Source organism: Pseudomonas sivasensis (genome assembly GCF_013778505.1).
GTDB classification, from domain to species: domain Bacteria; phylum Pseudomonadota; class Gammaproteobacteria; order Pseudomonadales; family Pseudomonadaceae; genus Aquipseudomonas; species Aquipseudomonas sivasensis.
On the sequence record NZ_JAAOWU010000007.1, the window covers coordinates 22,111 to 40,407 of the forward strand.

The window sequence follows — 18,297 nt, forward strand, 5'->3', positions numbered from 1 at the left end:
TTCATGAACAAGGAGTTATGACATGCAATCCCGTCACTTGAAGTTGCTCGCCGCCGCTACGCTTACGGCTTGGTCGCTGACCGCTGGTTTGGCCCAGGCCGCTGGCGTCCTGACTATTGGCTGCCGTGAAGACAGCACCACGTTCGACCCGATCAAAAGCGCGCAAAACCGCGACACGTGGGTGTTCGCCAACGTCTACGACACCCTGGTGCGCGTGGATAACCTGGGCACCAAGATGGAACCGGGCCTGGCCGAAAGCTGGGACATTTCCAAGGATGGCCTGACTTACACCTTCAAACTGCGCGATGCGAAATTCTCTGACGGCTCGCCGATCACCGCTGAAGATGCGGCGTTTAGCCTGCTGCGCATCCGCGATAACAAAGCCTCGCTGTGGGCGGACCCTTTCAACCTGATCAACACGGCCAACGCCGCCGACCCGAAAACCCTGGTCGTCACCTTGAAGACGCCTGCCGTGGCGTTCCTCTCGCAACTGGCTTCCCCGACGGTTTCGATCCTGTCGGAAAAAGCCATGACCAAGATGGGCGAAGACGCCTACTCGGAAAACCCGGTGACATCCGGCGCGTTTACCGTGGAGGAGTGGCGCAAGGGCGATCGGGTGATCCTGAAGAAGAACCCGAACTTCTGGCAGGCCAAGAATGTGAGCCTGGATGGCGTGGAGTGGGTCTCGGTGACCGACGACAACACGCGCATGCGCATGGTGCAGAACAACGAGCTGGACACGGCGATCTTCGTGCCGTTCTCCCGGGTTGAAGAGCTGAAGAAAGACAAGAACGTGGTGATCCACGCCGACCCTTCCACCCGTGAAGATCACCTGTTGATCAACCACGCCCATGGCCTGCTGGCCAAGCCGGAAGTCCGTCAGGCGCTGGACATGGCCATCGACAAACAATCGCTGGTCAAGACCGCCACCTACGGTCAGGGCACCGTGGCCTATTCCTACATTCCAAAAGGTTCGCTGTACCACTACGCCAACAACCTGCAACGCCCGTACGACCCGGCCGAAGCCAAGAAATTACTGGCTGCTGCCGGTGCCAAGGACTTGAAGCTGAACTACGTGGTCAACGCCGGCAATGAGGCTGACGAGCAGATCGCGGTGATCATCAAGGACCAGTTGGCCAAAGTCGGCGTCACCGCCAACCTGCAGAAGGTCGACCCGACTCAAAGCTGGCAGATGCTGGTGGACGGTGAGTACGATATTTCCGTGATGTACTGGACCAACGACATCCTCGACCCGGACCAGAAGACCACCTTTGTGCTGGGCCACGACACCAATCAGAACTACATGACCCGCTACAAGAACGACAAGGTCAAGGACCTGGTGGCTGCGGCGCGGATTGAGGCGGACCCGGTCAAGCGTGAGCAGATGTATGTCGAGCTGCAAAAACTGGCGAAACAGGATGTGAACTGGATCGACTTGTACTACAGCCCCTACATCAACATCTCACGCAATAACGTGAGCAATTTCCTGCAAAACCCGCTGGGGCGCTTCACCCTTGAGGAAGTGGTGAAGAACTAAGTAAACCCAATGTGGGGCGAGACCTGTGATGAGCGGGCTTGCCCCGCGCTGGGCTGCGAAGCAGCAGTACAGCCAGCGCGATCTGACAGAGAGATCGCGCTGGCAGGTTTTGGGGCCGCTTTGCAGCCCCGTGCGGGGCAAGCCCGCTCACTACAAAAGCCAACTCACACAGCGAGTTGGGTGTCAGATGTTACTGCGCATCAAACGCCTGCCCATTGATGCCGGCACTGTCCGGCCCCATCAGGTACAGGTACACCGGCATGATCTCTTCCGGCGCGGGCCTTTCCATCGGGTTCTCCCCCGGATACGCCTGGGCCCGCATGCTGGTACGAGTGCCGCCAGGGTTGATGCTGTTGGCCCGCACCGCTGCCACATCTTCAAGCTCATCCGCCAGGGTCTGCATCAAGCCTTCAGTGGCAAACTTCGACACCCCATAAGCGCCCCAGTACGCGCGGCCCTTGCGGCCTACGCTGCTGGAGGTGAACACCACCGACGCATCCTGGGACAGCTTGAGCAGCGGCAACAAGGTGCTGGTGAGCATGAACATTGCGTTGACGTTGATGTGCATCACCCGCATGAAGTTCTCACCGGAGAGCTGCTCGATGGGCGTGCGCGGGCCGATGATCGAGGCGTTGTGCAGCAGGCCGTCGAGGTGGCCGAATTCTTTTTCGATCATGGCTGCCAGCTCATCGTATTGATGGGGCAGGGCGGTCTCCAGGTTGAATGGGATCACCACTGGCTGCGGGTTGCCGGCCGCTTCGATTTCGTCGTAGACCTGGGCCAGATTGGCTTCGGTTTTGCCTAACAGCAGCACGGTAGCGCCATGGGCGGCATAGGCTTTTGCCGCCGCCGCGCCAATCCCGCGACCGGCGCCGGTCACCAGGATGACCCGGTCTTTGAGCAGTTCTGGACGTGCAGAGTAATCAAACATAAAAAGCCTCGACAGAATTCAGCAGGTTACAAACAGCGAGCTGGAAAACACTGAAGATCCCCTGTGGGAGGGGCTTGCCCCCGATACTGGTGTATCAGTCAGCAAATGCAGTGACTGACACACTGCAATCGGGGGCAAGTCGAATCGTCGAACCGCCCCTCCCACATTTGGATCTTTATCAATCACTAAGGCCGGTGAGCCATTAGCAACTGCACAGTGCGTTATCCAGCACCTTGCGCAGTTCCAGTGGGTGATCCACCACTACATCTGCGCCCCAGTGGCGTGGGTTGTCGTCCGGGTGGATATAGCCGTAGCTGACCGCCGCCGTGCGCGTGCCGGCATCGCGGCCGGACTCGATGTCGCGCAGGTCATCGCCCACGAACAACACGCTGGCCGGGTCCAGACCGAGCATCTTGCACGCCAGGATCATCGGTTCCGGGTCCGGCTTGCTGTTTGTCACGTGGTCCGGGCAGATCAGCAGGGCCGAACGCTCGGCCAGGCCCAACTGCTGCATGATCGGTTCGGCGAAGCGCAATGGCTTGTTGGTGACGACGCCCCAGACCAGCTTGGCCTTCTCGATGTCTTCCAGAAGCTCGGCCATGCCGTCGAACAGCTTGCTGTGCACCGCGCAGTCCTTCAGGTAGCGCTCCAGGAATTCCTGGCGCAGTTCCTCAAAGCCCGGTGACTCCGGGTCCATCGAGAAAGTCACGGCGACCATCGCCCGCGCACCGCCGGAAATTTCATCGCGAATATGCTGCGGGTTGATCGGCGCCAGGTCGCGGTCGGCGCGCATGGCCTGGCAGATGGCGATGAAGTCCGGCGCGGTGTCCAGCAAGGTACCGTCCATATCGAAGAGAACCGCTCGCAACTTCACAGGCTTACTCCTCGCGCAGGGTCTGGATCATGTAGTTGACGTCAACGTCGCTGGCCAGTTTGTAGTGCTTGGTCAGCGGGTTGTAGGTCAGGCCGATGATGTCCTTGACGGTCAGCCCAGCCTGGCGGCTCCAGGCGCCCAGTTCGGACGGGCGGATGAATTTCTTGAAGTCATGGGTGCCGCGCGGCAGCAGCTTCATGATGTATTCGGCGCCAATGATCGCGAACAGGTAGGCCTTGGGGTTGCGGTTGATGGTGGAGAAGAACACCTGGCCGCCGGGCTTGACCATGCGGAAGCAGGCGCGGATCACCGAGGAGGGATCCGGTACGTGCTCAAGCATCTCAAGGCAGGTGACCACGTCGAACTGCTCGGGCATCTCTTCAGCTAGGTCTTCGGCTGTGATCTGGCGGTATTCCACGTTCACGCCGGACTCCAACTGGTGCAGTTGTGCCACGGCCAGCGGCGCTTCACCCATGTCGATCCCCATCACCGTGGCGCCGCGCTGGGCCATGGCTTCGCTGAGGATGCCGCCGCCGCAGCCGACGTCCAGCACCTTCTTGCCGGCCAGGTTGACGCGTTCGTCAATCCAGTTGACCCGCAGCGGGTTGATGTCGTGGAGGGGTTTGAACTCGCTTTCGCGGTCCCACCAGCGGTGGGCCAAGGCTTCAAACTTGGCGATTTCTGCGTGGTCGACGTTGCTCATGGTGAATCCTCTAAATCTGATAAATCGGTTTGTCGGTCCTGAACACTCAGGTTCAGAGCCAGCGTTATTCGGTGTGCCCGCTGATGCGTTTTCCCCAGGCAATGGCCGTGGCGGTCAACTGTTGTTCATCCATGCGGGTGAGTTGCCGATCGTCGAGCAACTGCTTGCCGGCGACCCAAAGGTGTTTCACGCAATCGCGCCCGGTGGCATATATAAGCTGTGAGACCGGATCGTAGATCGGTTGTTGCGCCAGCCCTGTGAGATCGAAGGCGACCATATCCGCCGCCTTGCCCACTTCCAGGGAGCCAATCTCGCTTTCCAGGCCCATGGCCCGCGCACCGTTGAGCGTAGCCATACGCAATGCACGGTGCGCGTCCAGCGCGGTGGCCGAGCCGGCGACGGCCTTGGCCAGCATCGCAGCGGTGCGGGTTTCGCCCAACAGGTCCAGGTCATTGTTGCTGGCGGCGCCATCGGTGCCGATGGCCACATTGACCCCAGCCTGCCACAGACGCTCCACCGGGCAGAAGCCGCTGGCCAGTTTAAGGTTGGATTCCGGGCAATGGATAACGCTGGTGTTGCTTTCTACCAGCAAAGCCAGGTCGTCCTCGCTGATTTGAGTCATATGAACGGCCTGGAAGCGCGGCCCCAGTAATCCGAGGCGGCCCAAGCGTGCCAGCGGGCGTTCGCCGGTCTGTTCGACGGCTTGCTGCACCTCGAAGGCGGTTTCGTGCACGTGCATATGGATCGCGGCGTCCAGCTCTTCGGCGATCACCCGAATCTTTTCAAGGTTGGCATCGCACACGGTATAGGGCGCGTGGGGGCCGAACGTAATCTTGATGCGCGGGTGGTGCTTGAGGTCGCCGAACAGCTCGATGCCCTGGCGGATCGCCTCATCGGCGGTGCTGGCGCCGGGAATCGGGAAGTCGAGGATCGGAATCGCGATCTGTGCACGCATGCCGCTGTTGTGCACGCAATCGCTGGCGACCTTGGGGTAGAAGTACATGTCGGAGAAGCAAGTGATGCCGCCCTTGAGTTGCTCGGCGATGGCCAGGTCGGTGCCATCACGCACGAAGGCTTCATCGACCCACTTGGCTTCGGCGGGCCAGATGTGTTTTTCCAGCCAGGTCATCAAGGGCAGGTCATCGGCCAGGCCGCGAAACAGGCTCATCGCCGCGTGCCCGTGGGCGTTGATCAGGCCTGGGCTGAGCAGCATCCCTGGCAGTTCGCGCACCTCAGTGGCTGACAGCTTCAAGGCAGCGGCCCGCGGCCCGATAAAGGCAATGCGCCCATCGCGGATGCCCACGCCATGTTCCTTGAGCACCACGCCAGCAGGTTCGACAGGTACCAGCCAGGTTGGCAGTAGCAGTAAGTCGAGCGGGGCGGCAGTGGAGGTCATCGCAGGCTTCTTCCCGGGCAGCTATAAAAGAAGCGCGAAGTATACCCGAGCGTCCTGGCTGGCGGATCGCTATAATCGGCGGCTTTTGTTCATGAGTGCGGAGTAAGGGATGCGCGACCGACTGTTGGCAGCGGAGAAAGTGAAGGCCATCGATTGGCGTGATGGCACGCTGCATCTGCTCGATCAGCGTGCCTTGCCGTCCCAGGAAAACTGGGTGGCCTGCTCCACGGTCGACGATGTGGCTGCCGCCATTCGCGCCATGGTGGTGCGTGGTGCGCCGGCCATCGGTATCAGTGCGGCCTATGGCTTGGTACTGGCCGCCCGTGATCGTATGGCCGAGGGCGAAGACTGGCAGGCTGCGTGGGAGGAGGATTACGCACTGCTGGCCGATACTCGTCCCACAGCGTCGAACCTGTTCTGGGCCCTCAAGCGCATGCGCGATCGCCTGGATCGCATCAAGATGCACGCCGATCCGCTGGCAGTCCTGGAAGCAGAGGCCATCGCGATCCATGAAAGTGACCGCGAAGCCAACCTTGTGATGGCGCAGTTGGGCGTTGAGCGGATTCGCAAGCACCAGGGCAACGCCCAGGCGATCCTGACCCACGGCAATGCCGGCGCGTTGGCGACGGGCGGCGTCGGCACGGCCCTCGGGGTTGTGCGTGCGGCCTTCTTGGAGGGTTTGGTTGAACACGTCTATGCCAATGAAACCCGGCCCTGGCTGCAAGGTTCGCGGCTGACGGCCTGGGAGTTGGCGGGCGAGGGCATCCCTGTCACGGTCAATGCCGACTCGGCGGGCGCGCATATCCTCAAGACCAAAGGCGTGACCTGGGTGATCGTCGGGGCTGACTGTATTGCGGCCAATGGAGATGTGGTCAGCACGATCGGCACGTACCAGTTGGCCGTGTGTGCCATGCATCACGGCGTGCGGTTTATGGTGGTGGCGCCGAGTTCGACCTTGGATCTGATGATGGCCACTGGCGAAGATGTTGCGTTGGAAGAGCGCGATCCGGGTGAGCTGCTGGAGGTCAACGGGAAGCGCCTGGAGGTTAATGCGTTTAACCCGGTATTTGATGTGACTCCGGCCGACTTGATTGATGTGATTGTGACTGAGAAGGGCGTGGTTGAGCGGCCGGATACGGCGAAATTGGCCAAGCTGATGTGCCGTAAGCGGCTGCATTGAGGGCTGCGGTGTCTGTGAAATGGCTACCGGGGGCAAGCCCCTCCCACACTTGAATGACGAACACAGTCAAAATGTATGAGGGGGCTTGCCCCCGATTGGCCCTGAAAGTCAATAAAACCCTCGGATCCGCCCTCAAAAAAAAGCACCACCCCATCTCTGAGGCCCTCTCGTCCCCCTCAAGCCTGTCATCCGTCAAATTACTAGTCTCCATGCGCATCAGGGGGATAGGTGCGTGGCGGCGATTGTGATAACATCCGGCGGTTTCCAGGGCCGCCCCGAGGGGTTGCCTATAACGTGCAGATCCGTGTCATAACTCGTTGATTTGTCGTAAGTCGTTGTCAGGCACTCTGTCGGCAGCGGCGAGCTTCGTTCGTCCCATATGGATGTGACGAGGTTTCACCCGAAAAAGGAATCAGGCTTCTCATGGGCGAACTGGCCAAAGAAATCCTCCCGGTCAATATCGAAGACGAGCTGAAACAGTCCTACCTCGACTACGCGATGAGCGTAATTGTCGGTCGGGCACTGCCTGATGCGCGCGATGGCTTGAAGCCCGTGCACCGGCGTGTGCTGTTCGCGATGAGCGAGCTGGGTAACGACTGGAACAAGCCGTACAAGAAATCTGCCCGTGTTGTCGGTGACGTGATCGGTAAGTATCACCCTCACGGCGACACTGCGGTGTACGACACCATCGTACGTATGGCCCAGCCGTTTTCCCTGCGCTACCTGCTGGTAGACGGCCAGGGTAACTTCGGTTCCGTCGACGGCGACAACGCTGCTGCCATGCGATACACCGAAGTGCGCATGACCAAGCTGGCGCATGAGCTGCTGGCTGACCTGCACAAAGAAACCGTGGACTGGGTGCCGAACTACGACGGCACCGAAATGATCCCGGCTGTCATGCCTACCCGGATCCCCAACCTGCTTGTCAACGGTTCCAGCGGTATCGCCGTGGGCATGGCGACCAACATCCCGCCGCACAACCTCGGTGAAGTCATCGACGGTTGCCTGGCCCTCATCGACAACCCTGAGCTGACCGTCGATGAGTTGATGCAGTACATCCCGGGTCCGGACTTCCCGACCGCCGCGATCATCAACGGTCGCGCCGGCATCATCGAAGCCTACCGCACCGGCCGTGGCCGCATTTACATGCGCGCCCGCTCGATGATCGAAGACATCGACAAGGTCGGTGGCCGTCAGCAAATCGTCATCACCGAGCTCCCTTACCAGTTGAACAAGGCGCGTCTGATCGAAAAGATCGCCGAGCTGGTTAAAGAGAAGAAACTCGAAGGCATCACCGAGCTGCGCGACGAATCCGACAAAGACGGTATGCGCGTAGTGATCGAGCTGCGTCGTGGCGAAGTGCCTGAGGTGATCCTCAACAACCTCTATGCCCAGACCCAGCTGCAAAGCGTGTTTGGTATCAACGTGGTTGCCCTGATCGACGGCCGCCCGCGCATCCTGAACCTCAAGGATCTGCTGGAAGCCTTCGTGCGTCACCGTCGCGAAGTAGTGACCCGCCGCACCGTATTCGAACTGCGCAAGGCCCGCGAGCGTGGCCACATTCTGGAAGGCCAGGCGGTTGCGCTGTCGAACATCGACCCGGTTATCGCCTTGATCAAAGCCTCGCCGACACCATCGGAAGCGAAAGAAGCGCTGATCAAGATGCCGTGGGAATCCAGCGCCGTCGTGGCGATGGTTGAACGTGCCGGTGCTGACTCGTGCCGCCCGGAGACACTGGACCCGCAATACGGTCTGCGTGACGGCAAGTACTTCCTGTCGCCGGAACAGGCCCAGGCTATCCTCGAACTGCGTCTGCACCGTCTGACCGGCCTTGAGCACGAGAAGCTGCTGGCCGAGTACCAGGAAATTCTCAATCAGATCGGCGAGTTGATCCGCATCCTCAACAGCGCCGTGCGCCTGATGGAAGTGATCCGCGAAGAACTGGAAGTAATCCGCGCCGAATACGGCGACGTGCGCCGCACCGAAATCCTCGATGCCCGTCTCGATCTGACCCTGGGTGACATGATCCCGGAAGAAGAACGCGTGGTTACGATCTCCCACGGCGGCTATGCCAAGACCCAGCCATTGGCTGCTTACCAGGCCCAGCGTCGCGGCGGTAAAGGTAAATCGGCTACTGGCGTGAAGGATGAGGACTACATCGCTCACCTGCTGGTCGCCAACAGCCACACCACGCTGCTGCTGTTCTCCAGCAAGGGCAAGGTGTACTGGCTCAAAACCTACGAAATTCCGGAAGCGTCCCGCGCCGCCCGTGGTCGTCCGCTGGTCAACCTGCTGCCACTGGACAGTGATGAATACATCACCACCATGCTGCCGGTAGACGAATACACCGAAGGTCACTTCATCTTCATGGCAACTGCCAAAGGCACCGTGAAGAAGACCCCGCTCGAATCCTTCAGCCGCCAGCGCAGCGTGGGCCTGATCGCCCTGGAACTGGACGAAGGCGACGTATTGATCAGCGCGGCCATCACCGACGGCGAGCGTGAAGTCATGCTGTTCTCCGACGGCGGCAAGGTTACGCGCTTCAAGGAATCCGACGTTCGCGCCATGGGCCGTACCGCCCGCGGTGTGCGCGGCATGCGTCTGCCGGAAGGGCAGAAGCTGATTTCGATGCTGATCCCGGAAGAAGGCAGCCAAATCCTCACCGCTTCTGCGCGTGGTTATGGCAAGCGTACGGCCATCGGCGAGTTCCCGGAGTACAAACGTGGTGGCCAGGGCGTTATTGCCATGGTCAGCAACGATCGCAACGGCCGTCTGGTCGGCGCGGTACAGGTGCTCGACGGCGAGGAGATCATGCTGATTTCCGACCAGGGCACCCTGGTACGTACCCGTGTGGCAGAAGTGTCGAGCCTGGGTCGCAACACCCAAGGCGTGACGCTTATCAAGCTGGCCAGCGACGAGACACTGGTAGGCCTGGAACGTGTCCAGGAACCATCGGAAGTTGAAGGCGAAGAGCTGGACGAGGCCGATGCCGAGTTCGCAGGTGAGGTCATGGCGAGTGGCGATGATATCGTCGACGAGCCAACCCTCGATGCTGCCGCAGACGAAGAAGAACCGCAGGAATAAGCGGACACAAAGGGGGCGGATGAAGATTCGCCCCCTTGTTGTTTGTCCCTTGTGAAATATTGAAATCCCGATTTATTGCACCACCCCACCAGATCAGAGTGAGATTGGATGTGAGCAAGAGAGCCTATAACTTCTGTGCCGGTCCCGCGGCGCTTCCTGAAGCAGTCCTGCAGCGTGCGCAGGGTGAACTCCTCGACTGGCATGGAAAAGGCCTCTCCGTGATGGAAATGAGCCATCGCAGCGATGAGTTCGTATCCATTGCTACCAAGGCCGAGCAGGATCTGCGCGACTTGCTGGACATTCCATCCAATTACAAAGTGCTGTTCCTGCAGGGTGGCGCGAGCCAGCAGTTCGCCCAGATCCCGCTGAACCTGCTGCCGGAAGACGGCACTGCCGACTACATCGACACCGGTATCTGGGGGCAGAAGGCTATTGAAGAGGCCTCGCGCTACGGTCACGTCAACGTTGCCGGCACCGCCAAGCCCTACGACTACTTCGCCATCCCAGGTCAGAACGAATGGAAGCTGTCGAAGGATGCGGCCTACGTGCACTACGTCGCGAACGAAACCATTGGCGGCCTGGAGTTCGACTGGGTGCCGGAAGTCGGCGACGTTCCGCTGGTGTGCGACATGTCCTCGGACATCCTCTCGCGGCCTATCGATGTGTCCAAGTACGGCATGATCTATGCCGGCGCGCAGAAGAACATCGGTCCAAGTGGCATCCTGGTTAACATCGTTCGTGAAGACCTGCTGGGCCGCGCCCGTTCGCTGTGCCCGACCATGCTCAACTACAAGGTCGCAGCCGACAACGGATCGATGTACAACACCCCGCCGGCGTTCTCCTGGTACCTGTCCGGCCTGGTATTCGAGTGGCTGAAAGAGCAGGGCGGTGTCGCCGCCATGGGCAAGCTCAACGAAGAGAAGAAGCGCACCCTGTACGACTTCATTGACGCCAGCGGCCTGTATAGCAACCCCATCAATCCAAGCGACCGCTCGTGGATGAACGTGCCGTTCCGCCTGGCTGACGACCGTCTGGACAAACCATTCCTGGCCGGTGCCGACGCGCGCGGCCTGTTGAACCTCAAGGGCCACCGTTCGGTGGGTGGCATGCGCGCCTCCATCTATAACGCTGTCGACATCCACGCGATCAATGCGCTGGTTGCCTACATGGCAGAGTTCGAAAAGGAACACGGCTAATGTCTGAACAAGAGCTCAAGGCCCTGCGTGTACGCATTGACAGCCTGGATGAGAAAGTCCTGGAGCTGATCAGTGAACGTGCGCGGTGCGCCCAGGAAGTGGCACGGGTGAAGATGGCGTCCCTCGCTGAAGGCGAAGTGCCGGTGTTCTACCGCCCCGAGCGTGAAGCTCAGGTGCTCAAACGCGTGATGGAGCGTAACAAGGGGCCGCTGGGCAACGAAGAGATGGCGCGGTTGTTCCGTGAAATCATGTCGTCGTGCCTGGCGCTTGAGCAGCCGCTGAAGGTTGCTTATCTCGGTCCTGAGGGTACGTTTACCCAGGCGGCGGCCATGAAGCACTTCGGCCACGCTGTGATCAGCAAGCCGATGGCGGCCATCGACGAAGTGTTCCGTGAAGTGGCGGCCGGTGCGGTGAATTTTGGCGTGGTGCCAGTGGAAAACTCCACTGAAGGCGCGGTCAACCACACCCTGGACAGCTTCCTTGAGCACGACATGGTGATCTGCGGCGAAGTCGAGCTGCGTATCCACCATCACCTGCTGGTGGGCGAGAACACCAAGACCGACAGCATCAGCCGCATCTATTCCCACGCCCAGTCCCTGGCCCAGTGCCGAAAGTGGCTGGATGCCCACTACCCGAATGTCGAGCGCGTGGCGGTATCCAGCAACGCCGAAGCGGCCAAGCGTGTCAAAGGTGAGTGGAACTCGGCGGCGATTGCCGGTGATATGGCCGCAGGTCTTTATGGCTTGACGCGTCTAGCCGAAAAAATCGAGGACCGTCCGGACAACTCCACGCGCTTCCTGATGATCGGCAGCCAGGAAGTGCCGCCGACCGGCGACGACAAGACTTCGATCATCGTCTCGATGAGCAACAAGCCTGGCGCGCTGCATGAACTGCTGGTGCCGTTTCACGACAACGGGATTGACCTGACGCGCATCGAGACTCGTCCTTCGCGCAGCGGTAAATGGACGTACGTGTTCTTTATCGATTTCATCGGCCATCACCGCGACCCGCTGGTCAAAGGTGTGCTGGAGAAAATCAGTCAAGAGGCCGTGGCGCTCAAGGTGCTGGGCTCTTACCCGAAAGCGGTTTTGTGAGGCGTTAACATGAGTGGCAACTTCCTCGCCCTGGCTCAGCCGGGCGTGCAACAACTGTCGCCTTACGTTCCGGGCAAGCCTGTGGACGAGCTGGCGCGTGAGTTGAACCTGGATCCGTCGAAGATCGTCAAGCTGGCGAGCAACGAGAACCCGCTGGGCCCTAGCCCCAAAGTGCTGGCGGCGATTCGTGAGGAACTGGCCGAGCTGACCCGTTACCCGGATGGCAACGGCTTCGCCCTGAAGTCGTTGTTGGCGGAAAAGTGCCGGGTCGATCTGAACCAAGTGACCCTGGGTAACGGCTCCAATGACATCCTTGAGCTGGTCGGTCGCGCTTACTTGGCGCCAGGCCTGAATGCGGTGTTCAGTGAACATGCGTTCGCGGTTTACCCGATTGTCACTCAAGCCGTCGGTGCTGATGCGCGCGTGATTCCTGCCAAGGATTGGGGGCATGACTTGCCAGCGATGCTGGCAGCAATCGACGCCCAGACCCGCGTCGTGTTCATCGCCAATCCGAATAACCCGACGGGTACCTGGTTCGATGAGCAGGCGCTCAACGAATTCCTGCAGGATGTGCCCGAGCACGTGCTGGTCGTGCTGGACGAGGCCTACATCGAATACGCAGAAGGCAGCGACCTGCCGGACGGCCTGGATTTCCTGGCGGCGTATCCGAACCTGCTGGTGTCGCGCACTTTCTCCAAGGCTTACGGCCTTGCTTCGCTGCGGGTTGGCTATGGTCTGTCCACGGCGGTGGTAGCTGACGTGCTGAACCGAGTACGCCAACCGTTCAACGTCAACAGCCTCGCCTTGGCGGCGGCTTGTGCGGCGGTGAAGGATGCCGAGTACCTGGAAGAAGGTCGGCGCATCAACGAAAACGGCATGCTGCAGTTGCAGGAAGGCTTGCGTGAGTTGGGCCTGGGCTGGATTCCGTCCAAGGGCAACTTTATTTGCGTCGACCTCGGCCAAGTGGCCGCGCCTGTTTTCCAGGGTCTGTTGCGCGAAGGTGTGATCGTGCGTCCGGTGGCTAACTACGGCATGCCCAACCACCTGCGCATCACCATCGGCTTGCCGGCTGAAAACAGCCGCTTCCTGGAAGCGCTGGCCAAGGTTCTGGCTCGTGGTTGATGTCACTGCATTGCAACCTGCTGTGCCTATGATCGGTCGCCTGGTGGTGGTCGGCCTGGGGTTGATCGGCGGCTCCTTCGCCAAAGGCCTGCGTGAAAGTGGGCTATGCGGTGAAGTGGTCGGCGTCGACCTGGACCCTCAATCGCGCAAGCTAGCGGTTGAGCTGGGCGTGGTGGACCGCTGTGAAGCGGACTTGGCGCTCGCGTGTCATGGCGCGGATGTGATCCAGCTAGCGGTACCGATCCTGGCCATGGAGAAGTTGCTGGCGTTGTTGGCGGGTATGGACTTGGGGCAGGCGATTCTCACGGATGTCGGCAGTGCCAAAGGCAATGTGGTGCGCGCGGCGCAACTTGCATTTGGCGGGATGCCCGCGCGCTTCGTACCGGGCCACCCGATTGCAGGTTCCGAGCAGAGCGGGGTGGAGGCGTCCAATGCGCAGTTGTTCCGTCGGCATAAAGTGATCCTGACGCCGTCGGAGCAAACCGATCCCGCTGCGTTGGCGGTGGTGGATCGTCTGTGGCGTGAGTTGGGGGCGGACGTCGAGCATATGCAAGTCGAGCGCCATGACGAAGTGCTAGCGGCAACCAGTCATTTACCGCATTTGCTGGCATTTGGTCTGGTGGACTCTTTGGCCAAGCGCAATGAGAACTTGGATATTTTCCGCTACGCAGCCGGTGGTTTCCGCGATTTCACGCGAATTGCCGGCAGCGACCCGGTGATGTGGCACGACATCTTTCTCGCCAATCGCGAAGCGGTGTTGCGTACTCTGGACACTTTCCGCAGTGATCTCGACGCCCTGCGCGATGCAGTGGATGCGGGTGATGGTCATCAATTGTTGGGCGTGTTCACCCGTGCGCGGGTGGCGCGTGAGCATTTCAGCAAGATCCTGGCGCGCCGGGCCTATGTGGAAACCGCTGTGAACGCCGACGAGTTGACCTTTGTCGCCAACCCGGGTGGCCGCCTGAGCGGGCGCATCCGTGTGCCGGGCGATAAGTCGATTTCTCATCGGTCAATCATGTTGGGCTCATTGGCCGACGGCGTGACCGAGGTCGAAGGCTTCCTTGAGGGCGAAGATGCTCTGGCGACCTTGCAGGCGTTTCGTGACATGGGAGTGGTCATTGAAGGTCCGCACCATGGGCGCGTGACCATTCATGGCGTGGGCTTGAATGGCTTGAAGCCGGCGCCGGGGCCGATTTACCTGGGGAACTCGGGCACGTCCATGCGGCTGTTGTCCGGCTTGCTGGCAGCGCAAAGCTTTGACAGCGTGTTGACTGGCGATGCGTCGTTGTCCAAGCGCCCAATGAGCCGCGTGGCCAAGCCGCTGCGGGAGATGGGCGCAGTGATCGAAACCGGGCCGCAAGGACGTCCACCGCTGACCATTCGTGGTGGGCAGTCGCTCAAAGGTTTGGACTATGTGTTGCCGATGGCCAGCGCCCAGGTCAAATCCTGTTTGTTGCTGGCCGGGCTATACGCCAAAGGCAAGACCGCAGTGACCGAGCCAGCACCTACGCGCGATCATACCGAGCGCATGTTGCGAGGTTTTGGCTATCCCGTGAGGGTGCAGGGTGCTACCGCAGCGGTTGAGTCGGGTCATACGCTGACTGCTACCCGTATTGAGGTGCCGGGGGATATTTCCTCGGCGGCGTTTTTTATGGTGGCTGCGTCGATTGCCGAGGGTTCCGAGTTATTGCTGGAACATGTCGGCATCAACCCTACCCGTACCGGGGTGATTGATATCCTGCGGCTGATGGGGGCAGATATCAGTCTGGAGCACCAGCGCGAAGTCGGTGGAGAACCTGTCGCAGACCTGCGTGTGCGTGCTGCCGTTCTGAAGGGGATCGAGATCCCAGAAGCGCTCGTGCCGTTGGCCATTGATGAGTTTCCGGTGTTGTTTATTGCGGCGGCCTGCGCTGAAGGTCGGACCGTTTTGCGTGGGGCTCAGGAGTTGCGCGTGAAGGAGTCCGACCGTATCCAGGTGATGGCCGACGGTCTGCTCACGCTAGGCGTGAAGTGTGAAGCTACCCCTGATGGGATTATCATTGACGGTGGCCTGATGGGCGGTGGTGAAGTCCATGCCCATGGTGATCACCGGATTGCCATGGCGTTCAGCGTAGCGTCCCTGCGGGCGACTGCGCCGATCCGTATCCGCGACTGCGCCAATGTTGCTACGTCCTTTCCGAATTTTCTTACACTGTGTGCCCAAGTCGGCATCCGTGTTGCCCAAGAGGCTCAATTGTGAATATCAAAGCACCGGTGATTACCATCGACGGGCCAAGCGGCTCGGGCAAAGGCACCATCGCCGGCATCCTGGCCAAGCGCCTGGGTTGGTGTCTGCTGGATTCCGGCGCGCTGTACCGGTTGCTGGCGTTTGCCGCACGCAACCATGGCGTAGACCTGACCAATGAAGAGTCCCTGAAGCTGCTGGCGGCGCACCTAGATGTGCAGTTCGTCGGTGCGACGGAAGGTCATCCCCAGCGCATCATCCTGGAAGGGGATGATGTGACGGATGATTTGCGCAACGAGCAAGTCGGTTCCTGGGCATCCCAGGTTGCCGCGCTCCCAGCTGTGCGTGACGCGTTGCTGCAGCGTCAGCGGGCTTTTCAGGAGCCGCCGGGCCTTGTGGCCGATGGTCGCGACATGGGTACCGTAGTGTTTCCCGAGGCACCGCTGAAGATTTTCCTGACGGCCAGCGCCGAGGAACGAGCTCGCCGCCGCTACTTGCAGTTGAAGGGCAAAGTCGATGGTGTTAGTCTGTCGAGTCTGCTAGATGAGATCCGTGCACGCGATGAGCGTGATACCCAGCGTGCAGTAGCCCCGCTAAAGCCGGCGGCTGATGCCATACAGTTGGATTCCACGGAGTTGTCCATCGAGCAGGTGCTGGAACGCATCTTGAGTGAAATCGCCATTCGCGATATCGCCGGGTGATCAAGAAGGCCGCAGGGGACCAGTCATAGTCCTGCGGTGGCTTCTTTTAACTGAAACTGACCCACGCCGTCTGGGGTGTGGAGATGGGCGTATTCTTCGCCCTTATCAACAGGAATTAAAATGAGCGAAAGCTTTGCGGAACTCTTTGAAGAAAGCCTAAAAACCCTGAACCTTCAGGCAGGCTCCATCATCACCGGTGTTATCGTTGATATCGATTACCAAGCTCGCTGGGTAACCGTTCACGCTGGTCTGAAGTCTGAAGCTCTGATCCCGCTGGAACAGTTCTACAACGATGCTGGCGATCTGACAATCAATGTCGGTGACGAAGTTCACGTTGCTCTGGACTCGGTTGAAGACGGTTTCGGTGAAACCAAGCTGTCCCGTGAAAAAGCCAAGCGCGCTGAATGCTGGATTGTTCTCGAAGCAGCCTTCGCAGCTGAAGAAGTGGTCAAGGGCGTTATCAACGGTAAGGTTAAAGGCGGCTTCACTGTCGACGTTAACGGCATCCGTGCGTTCCTGCCAGGTTCTTTGGTCGACGTTCGTCCTGTGCGCGACACCACGCACCTGGAAGGCAAAGAACTCGAATTCAAGGTCATCAAACTCGACCAGAAACGCAACAACGTTGTCGTTTCCCGTCGCAGCGTTCTGGAAGCAGAGAACTCCGCCGAGCGTGAAGCTCTGCTGGAATCCCTGCAGGAAGGCCAACAAGTCAAAGGTATCGTCAAAAACCTCACCGATTACGGCGCATTCGTCGATCTGGGTGGCGTCGATGGCCTGCTGCACATTACCGATATGGCTTGGAAGCGTATCAAGCATCCTTCCGAAATCGTCAACGTTGGCGACGAGATCGATGTAAAGGTTCTGAAGTACGATCGTGAGCGTAACCGCGTTTCCCTGGGCTTGAAGCAGCTGGGCGAAGATCCATGGGTTGCTATCAAAGCTCGCTACCCAGAAAGCACTCGCGTTACCGCGCGTGTTACCAACCTGACCGACTACGGCTGCTTCGCTGAGCTGGAAGAAGGCGTGGAAGGCCTGGTACACGTTTCCGAAATGGACTGGACCAACAAGAACATCCATCCTTCGAAAGTCGTACAAGTCGGCGACGAAGTGGAAGTTATGGTTCTGGACATCGACGAAGAGCGTCGTCGTATCTCCCTGGGCATCAAGCAGTGCAAATCTAACCCATGGGAAGATTTCTCTGGCCAGTTCAACAAGGGCGATAAAATCTCCGGCACCATCAAGTCGATCACCGATTTCGGTATCTTCATTGGTCTGGACGGCGGCATCGACGGCCTGGTTCACCTGTCCGACATCTCCTGGAACGAAGTTGGCGAAGAAGCTGTTCGTCGTTTCAAGAAGGGCGACGAGCTGGACACCGTTATCCTGTCGGTTGACCCAGAGCGTGAGCGTATCTCCCTGGGTATCAAGCAACTGGAAAGCGATCCGTTCTCCGAGTACGTTCAAGAGAACGACAAAGGCGCAATCGTTAAAGGCACTGTGAAAGAAGTTGACGCCAAAGGCGCAATCATCGTTCTGGCCGACGATATCGAAGCGACTCTGAAAGCCTCCGAAATCAGCCGTGACCGCGTTGAAGACGCGCGCAACGTTCTGAAAGAAGGCCAGGAAGTAGAAGCCAAGATCATCAGCGTTGATCGCAAGAGCCGCGTGATCCAACTCTCCATCAAGTCGAAAGATGAAGTGGAAGAGAAAGAAGCAATCCAGAGCCTGAAATCGGCTCCGGAAGCTGCAACCGGCGAGACCACTATGGCCTCCCTGCTGCGCGAAGCAATGGCTAAACAGAACTAAGTTCTGTAACGCTATAAAAAGGGCGACTTCGGTCGCCCTTTTTTGTGCCTGGAATTTGTTGATTTAACAAACGAGAACCAAGGCGCGCGGCTCAGTGTCAGAGTCACTATAGCCTTGAAAAAAGCTCGCCCGGAATAAGGATATCAATGAACAAGCTTGTCGTGATGCTCGCATTGGTAATGCTAGTCGGCTGCTCTGTCACTAGCGCTAAAACTCACGCCAGGCGCGGTGTCAGCGGCATCGAGGTCGATTGCTCTGGCCTTGGTAATCATTGGGATAAGTGCGAACAGCGCGCCGCTCGCGAATGCAAGATGCAGGGCTACAAGGTCATCACCCGGTCAAGCGACGCCAAGGACGAAGAGGGCGACTATTTTTTCGGCTTGAACCCGGCTGGAGCTGTCACCCGCACGATGCTTGTGATCTGCAATTAGGCGCGTTACTTGTTCGAT

Annotated in this window: 14 protein-coding genes; 10 read left to right on the forward strand and 4 right to left on the reverse strand. The window is 59.5% G+C overall.

The window, feature by feature from the left end; genetic code table 11:
- Nucleotides 1-22 precede the first annotated feature (22 nt).
- Nucleotides 23-1,537, forward strand: a complete 1,515-nt coding sequence (locus tag G9Q84_RS13825) for an ABC transporter substrate-binding protein (RefSeq protein ID WP_122764945.1) — start codon at nt 23-25, stop codon at nt 1,535-1,537.
- A 190-nt stretch (nt 1,538-1,727) separates the two neighbouring features.
- Here G9Q84_RS13825 and G9Q84_RS13830 read toward each other — a convergent pair whose 3' ends face one another.
- The 4 genes from G9Q84_RS13830 to G9Q84_RS13845 all read right to left on the reverse strand — a co-directional run bounded on the left by G9Q84_RS13830 (nt 1,728) and on the right by G9Q84_RS13845 (nt 5,441).
- On the reverse strand, nt 1,728-2,468 hold the full coding sequence (locus G9Q84_RS13830; protein WP_181643550.1) for a YciK family oxidoreductase: 741 nt from the start codon (nt 2,466-2,468) through the stop codon (nt 1,728-1,730).
- Nucleotides 2,469-2,670: 202 nt separating this feature from the next.
- A complete protein-coding gene (mupP, locus tag G9Q84_RS13835) occupies nt 2,671-3,342 on the reverse strand; it encodes an N-acetylmuramic acid 6-phosphate phosphatase MupP (RefSeq protein ID WP_032888903.1) in 672 nt (223 codons plus the stop codon).
- 4 nt (nt 3,343-3,346) lie between these two features.
- Nucleotides 3,347-4,045: a bifunctional 2-polyprenyl-6-hydroxyphenol methylase/3-demethylubiquinol 3-O-methyltransferase UbiG gene (gene ubiG, locus G9Q84_RS13840; protein ID WP_017734479.1), complete on the reverse strand. Its 699-nt coding sequence runs from the start codon at nt 4,043-4,045 to the stop codon at nt 3,347-3,349.
- A 64-nt stretch (nt 4,046-4,109) separates the two neighbouring features.
- Complete coding sequence (locus G9Q84_RS13845; protein WP_099601429.1) at nt 4,110-5,441, reverse strand: TRZ/ATZ family hydrolase; 1,332 nt, start codon at nt 5,439-5,441, stop codon at nt 4,110-4,112.
- A 109-nt stretch (nt 5,442-5,550) separates the two neighbouring features.
- On the opposite strand from G9Q84_RS13845, the gene mtnA reads away from it, so the two are divergent.
- The 9 genes from mtnA (at nt 5,551) to G9Q84_RS13890 (ending at nt 18,279) form a co-directional block, all read left to right on the forward strand.
- Nucleotides 5,551-6,621: an S-methyl-5-thioribose-1-phosphate isomerase gene (gene mtnA, locus G9Q84_RS13850; RefSeq protein ID WP_099601430.1), complete on the forward strand. Its 1,071-nt coding sequence runs from the start codon at nt 5,551-5,553 to the stop codon at nt 6,619-6,621.
- A 423-nt stretch (nt 6,622-7,044) separates the two neighbouring features.
- A complete protein-coding gene (gyrA, locus tag G9Q84_RS13855) occupies nt 7,045-9,705 on the forward strand; it encodes a DNA gyrase subunit A (RefSeq protein WP_095184190.1) in 2,661 nt (886 codons plus the stop codon).
- 110 nt (nt 9,706-9,815) lie between these two features.
- Nucleotides 9,816-10,901: a 3-phosphoserine/phosphohydroxythreonine transaminase gene (gene serC / locus G9Q84_RS13860; RefSeq protein WP_095184191.1), complete on the forward strand. Its 1,086-nt coding sequence runs from the start codon at nt 9,816-9,818 to the stop codon at nt 10,899-10,901.
- Nucleotides 10,901-11,995 carry a prephenate dehydratase gene (gene pheA / locus G9Q84_RS13865; RefSeq protein ID WP_003172650.1) on the forward strand — a complete coding sequence of 365 codons (1,095 nt, stop codon included), beginning with the start codon at nt 10,901-10,903 and terminating at the stop codon, nt 11,993-11,995. The genes serC and pheA overlap by 1 nt, the downstream gene beginning before the upstream one ends.
- Before the next feature lie 9 nt (nt 11,996-12,004).
- Nucleotides 12,005-13,117: a histidinol-phosphate transaminase gene (hisC, locus tag G9Q84_RS13870; RefSeq protein ID WP_032888914.1), complete on the forward strand. Its 1,113-nt coding sequence runs from the start codon at nt 12,005-12,007 to the stop codon at nt 13,115-13,117.
- Between the two features lie 28 nt (nt 13,118-13,145).
- Nucleotides 13,146-15,356 (forward strand): bifunctional prephenate dehydrogenase/3-phosphoshikimate 1-carboxyvinyltransferase, encoded by a 2,211-nt coding sequence (locus G9Q84_RS13875; RefSeq protein WP_242461439.1) that lies wholly within the window; start codon nt 13,146-13,148, stop codon nt 15,354-15,356.
- Nucleotides 15,353-16,042: a (d)CMP kinase gene (gene cmk / locus G9Q84_RS13880; protein ID WP_003172653.1), complete on the forward strand. Its 690-nt coding sequence runs from the start codon at nt 15,353-15,355 to the stop codon at nt 16,040-16,042. The genes G9Q84_RS13875 and cmk overlap by 4 nt, the downstream gene beginning before the upstream one ends.
- Before the next feature lie 120 nt (nt 16,043-16,162).
- A complete protein-coding gene (gene rpsA / locus G9Q84_RS13885) occupies nt 16,163-17,848 on the forward strand; it encodes a 30S ribosomal protein S1 (RefSeq protein ID WP_027604177.1) in 1,686 nt (561 codons plus the stop codon).
- 146 nt (nt 17,849-17,994) lie between these two features.
- A complete protein-coding gene (locus tag G9Q84_RS13890) occupies nt 17,995-18,279 on the forward strand; it encodes a hypothetical protein (protein ID WP_032888916.1) in 285 nt (94 codons plus the stop codon).
- Nucleotides 18,280-18,297 lie beyond the last annotated feature (18 nt).

Excerpts from the sequence above, each read along its gene's own strand:
- G9Q84_RS13825 (WP_122764945.1), top strand. The coding sequence starts at position 23 with ATGCAATCCCGTCACTTGAAGTTGCTCGCCGCCGCTACGCTTACGGCT.
- rpsA (WP_027604177.1), top strand. The coding sequence starts at position 16,163 with ATGAGCGAAAGCTTTGCGGAACTCTTTGAAGAAAGCCTAAAAACCCTG.
- mtnA (WP_099601430.1), top strand. The coding sequence starts at position 5,551 with ATGCGCGACCGACTGTTGGCAGCGGAGAAAGTGAAGGCCATCGATTGG.
- G9Q84_RS13845 (WP_099601429.1), bottom strand. The coding sequence starts at position 5,441 with ATGACCTCCACTGCCGCCCCGCTCGACTTACTGCTACTGCCAACCTGG.
- gyrA (WP_095184190.1), top strand. The coding sequence starts at position 7,045 with ATGGGCGAACTGGCCAAAGAAATCCTCCCGGTCAATATCGAAGACGAG.
- G9Q84_RS13830 (WP_181643550.1), bottom strand. The coding sequence starts at position 2,468 with ATGTTTGATTACTCTGCACGTCCAGAACTGCTCAAAGACCGGGTCATC.
- hisC (WP_032888914.1), top strand. The coding sequence starts at position 12,005 with ATGAGTGGCAACTTCCTCGCCCTGGCTCAGCCGGGCGTGCAACAACTG.
- G9Q84_RS13890 (WP_032888916.1), top strand. The coding sequence starts at position 17,995 with ATGAACAAGCTTGTCGTGATGCTCGCATTGGTAATGCTAGTCGGCTGC.
- G9Q84_RS13875 (WP_242461439.1), top strand. The coding sequence starts at position 13,146 with ATGATCGGTCGCCTGGTGGTGGTCGGCCTGGGGTTGATCGGCGGCTCC.
- ubiG (WP_017734479.1), bottom strand. The coding sequence starts at position 4,045 with ATGAGCAACGTCGACCACGCAGAAATCGCCAAGTTTGAAGCCTTGGCC.
- pheA (WP_003172650.1), top strand. The coding sequence starts at position 10,901 with ATGTCTGAACAAGAGCTCAAGGCCCTGCGTGTACGCATTGACAGCCTG.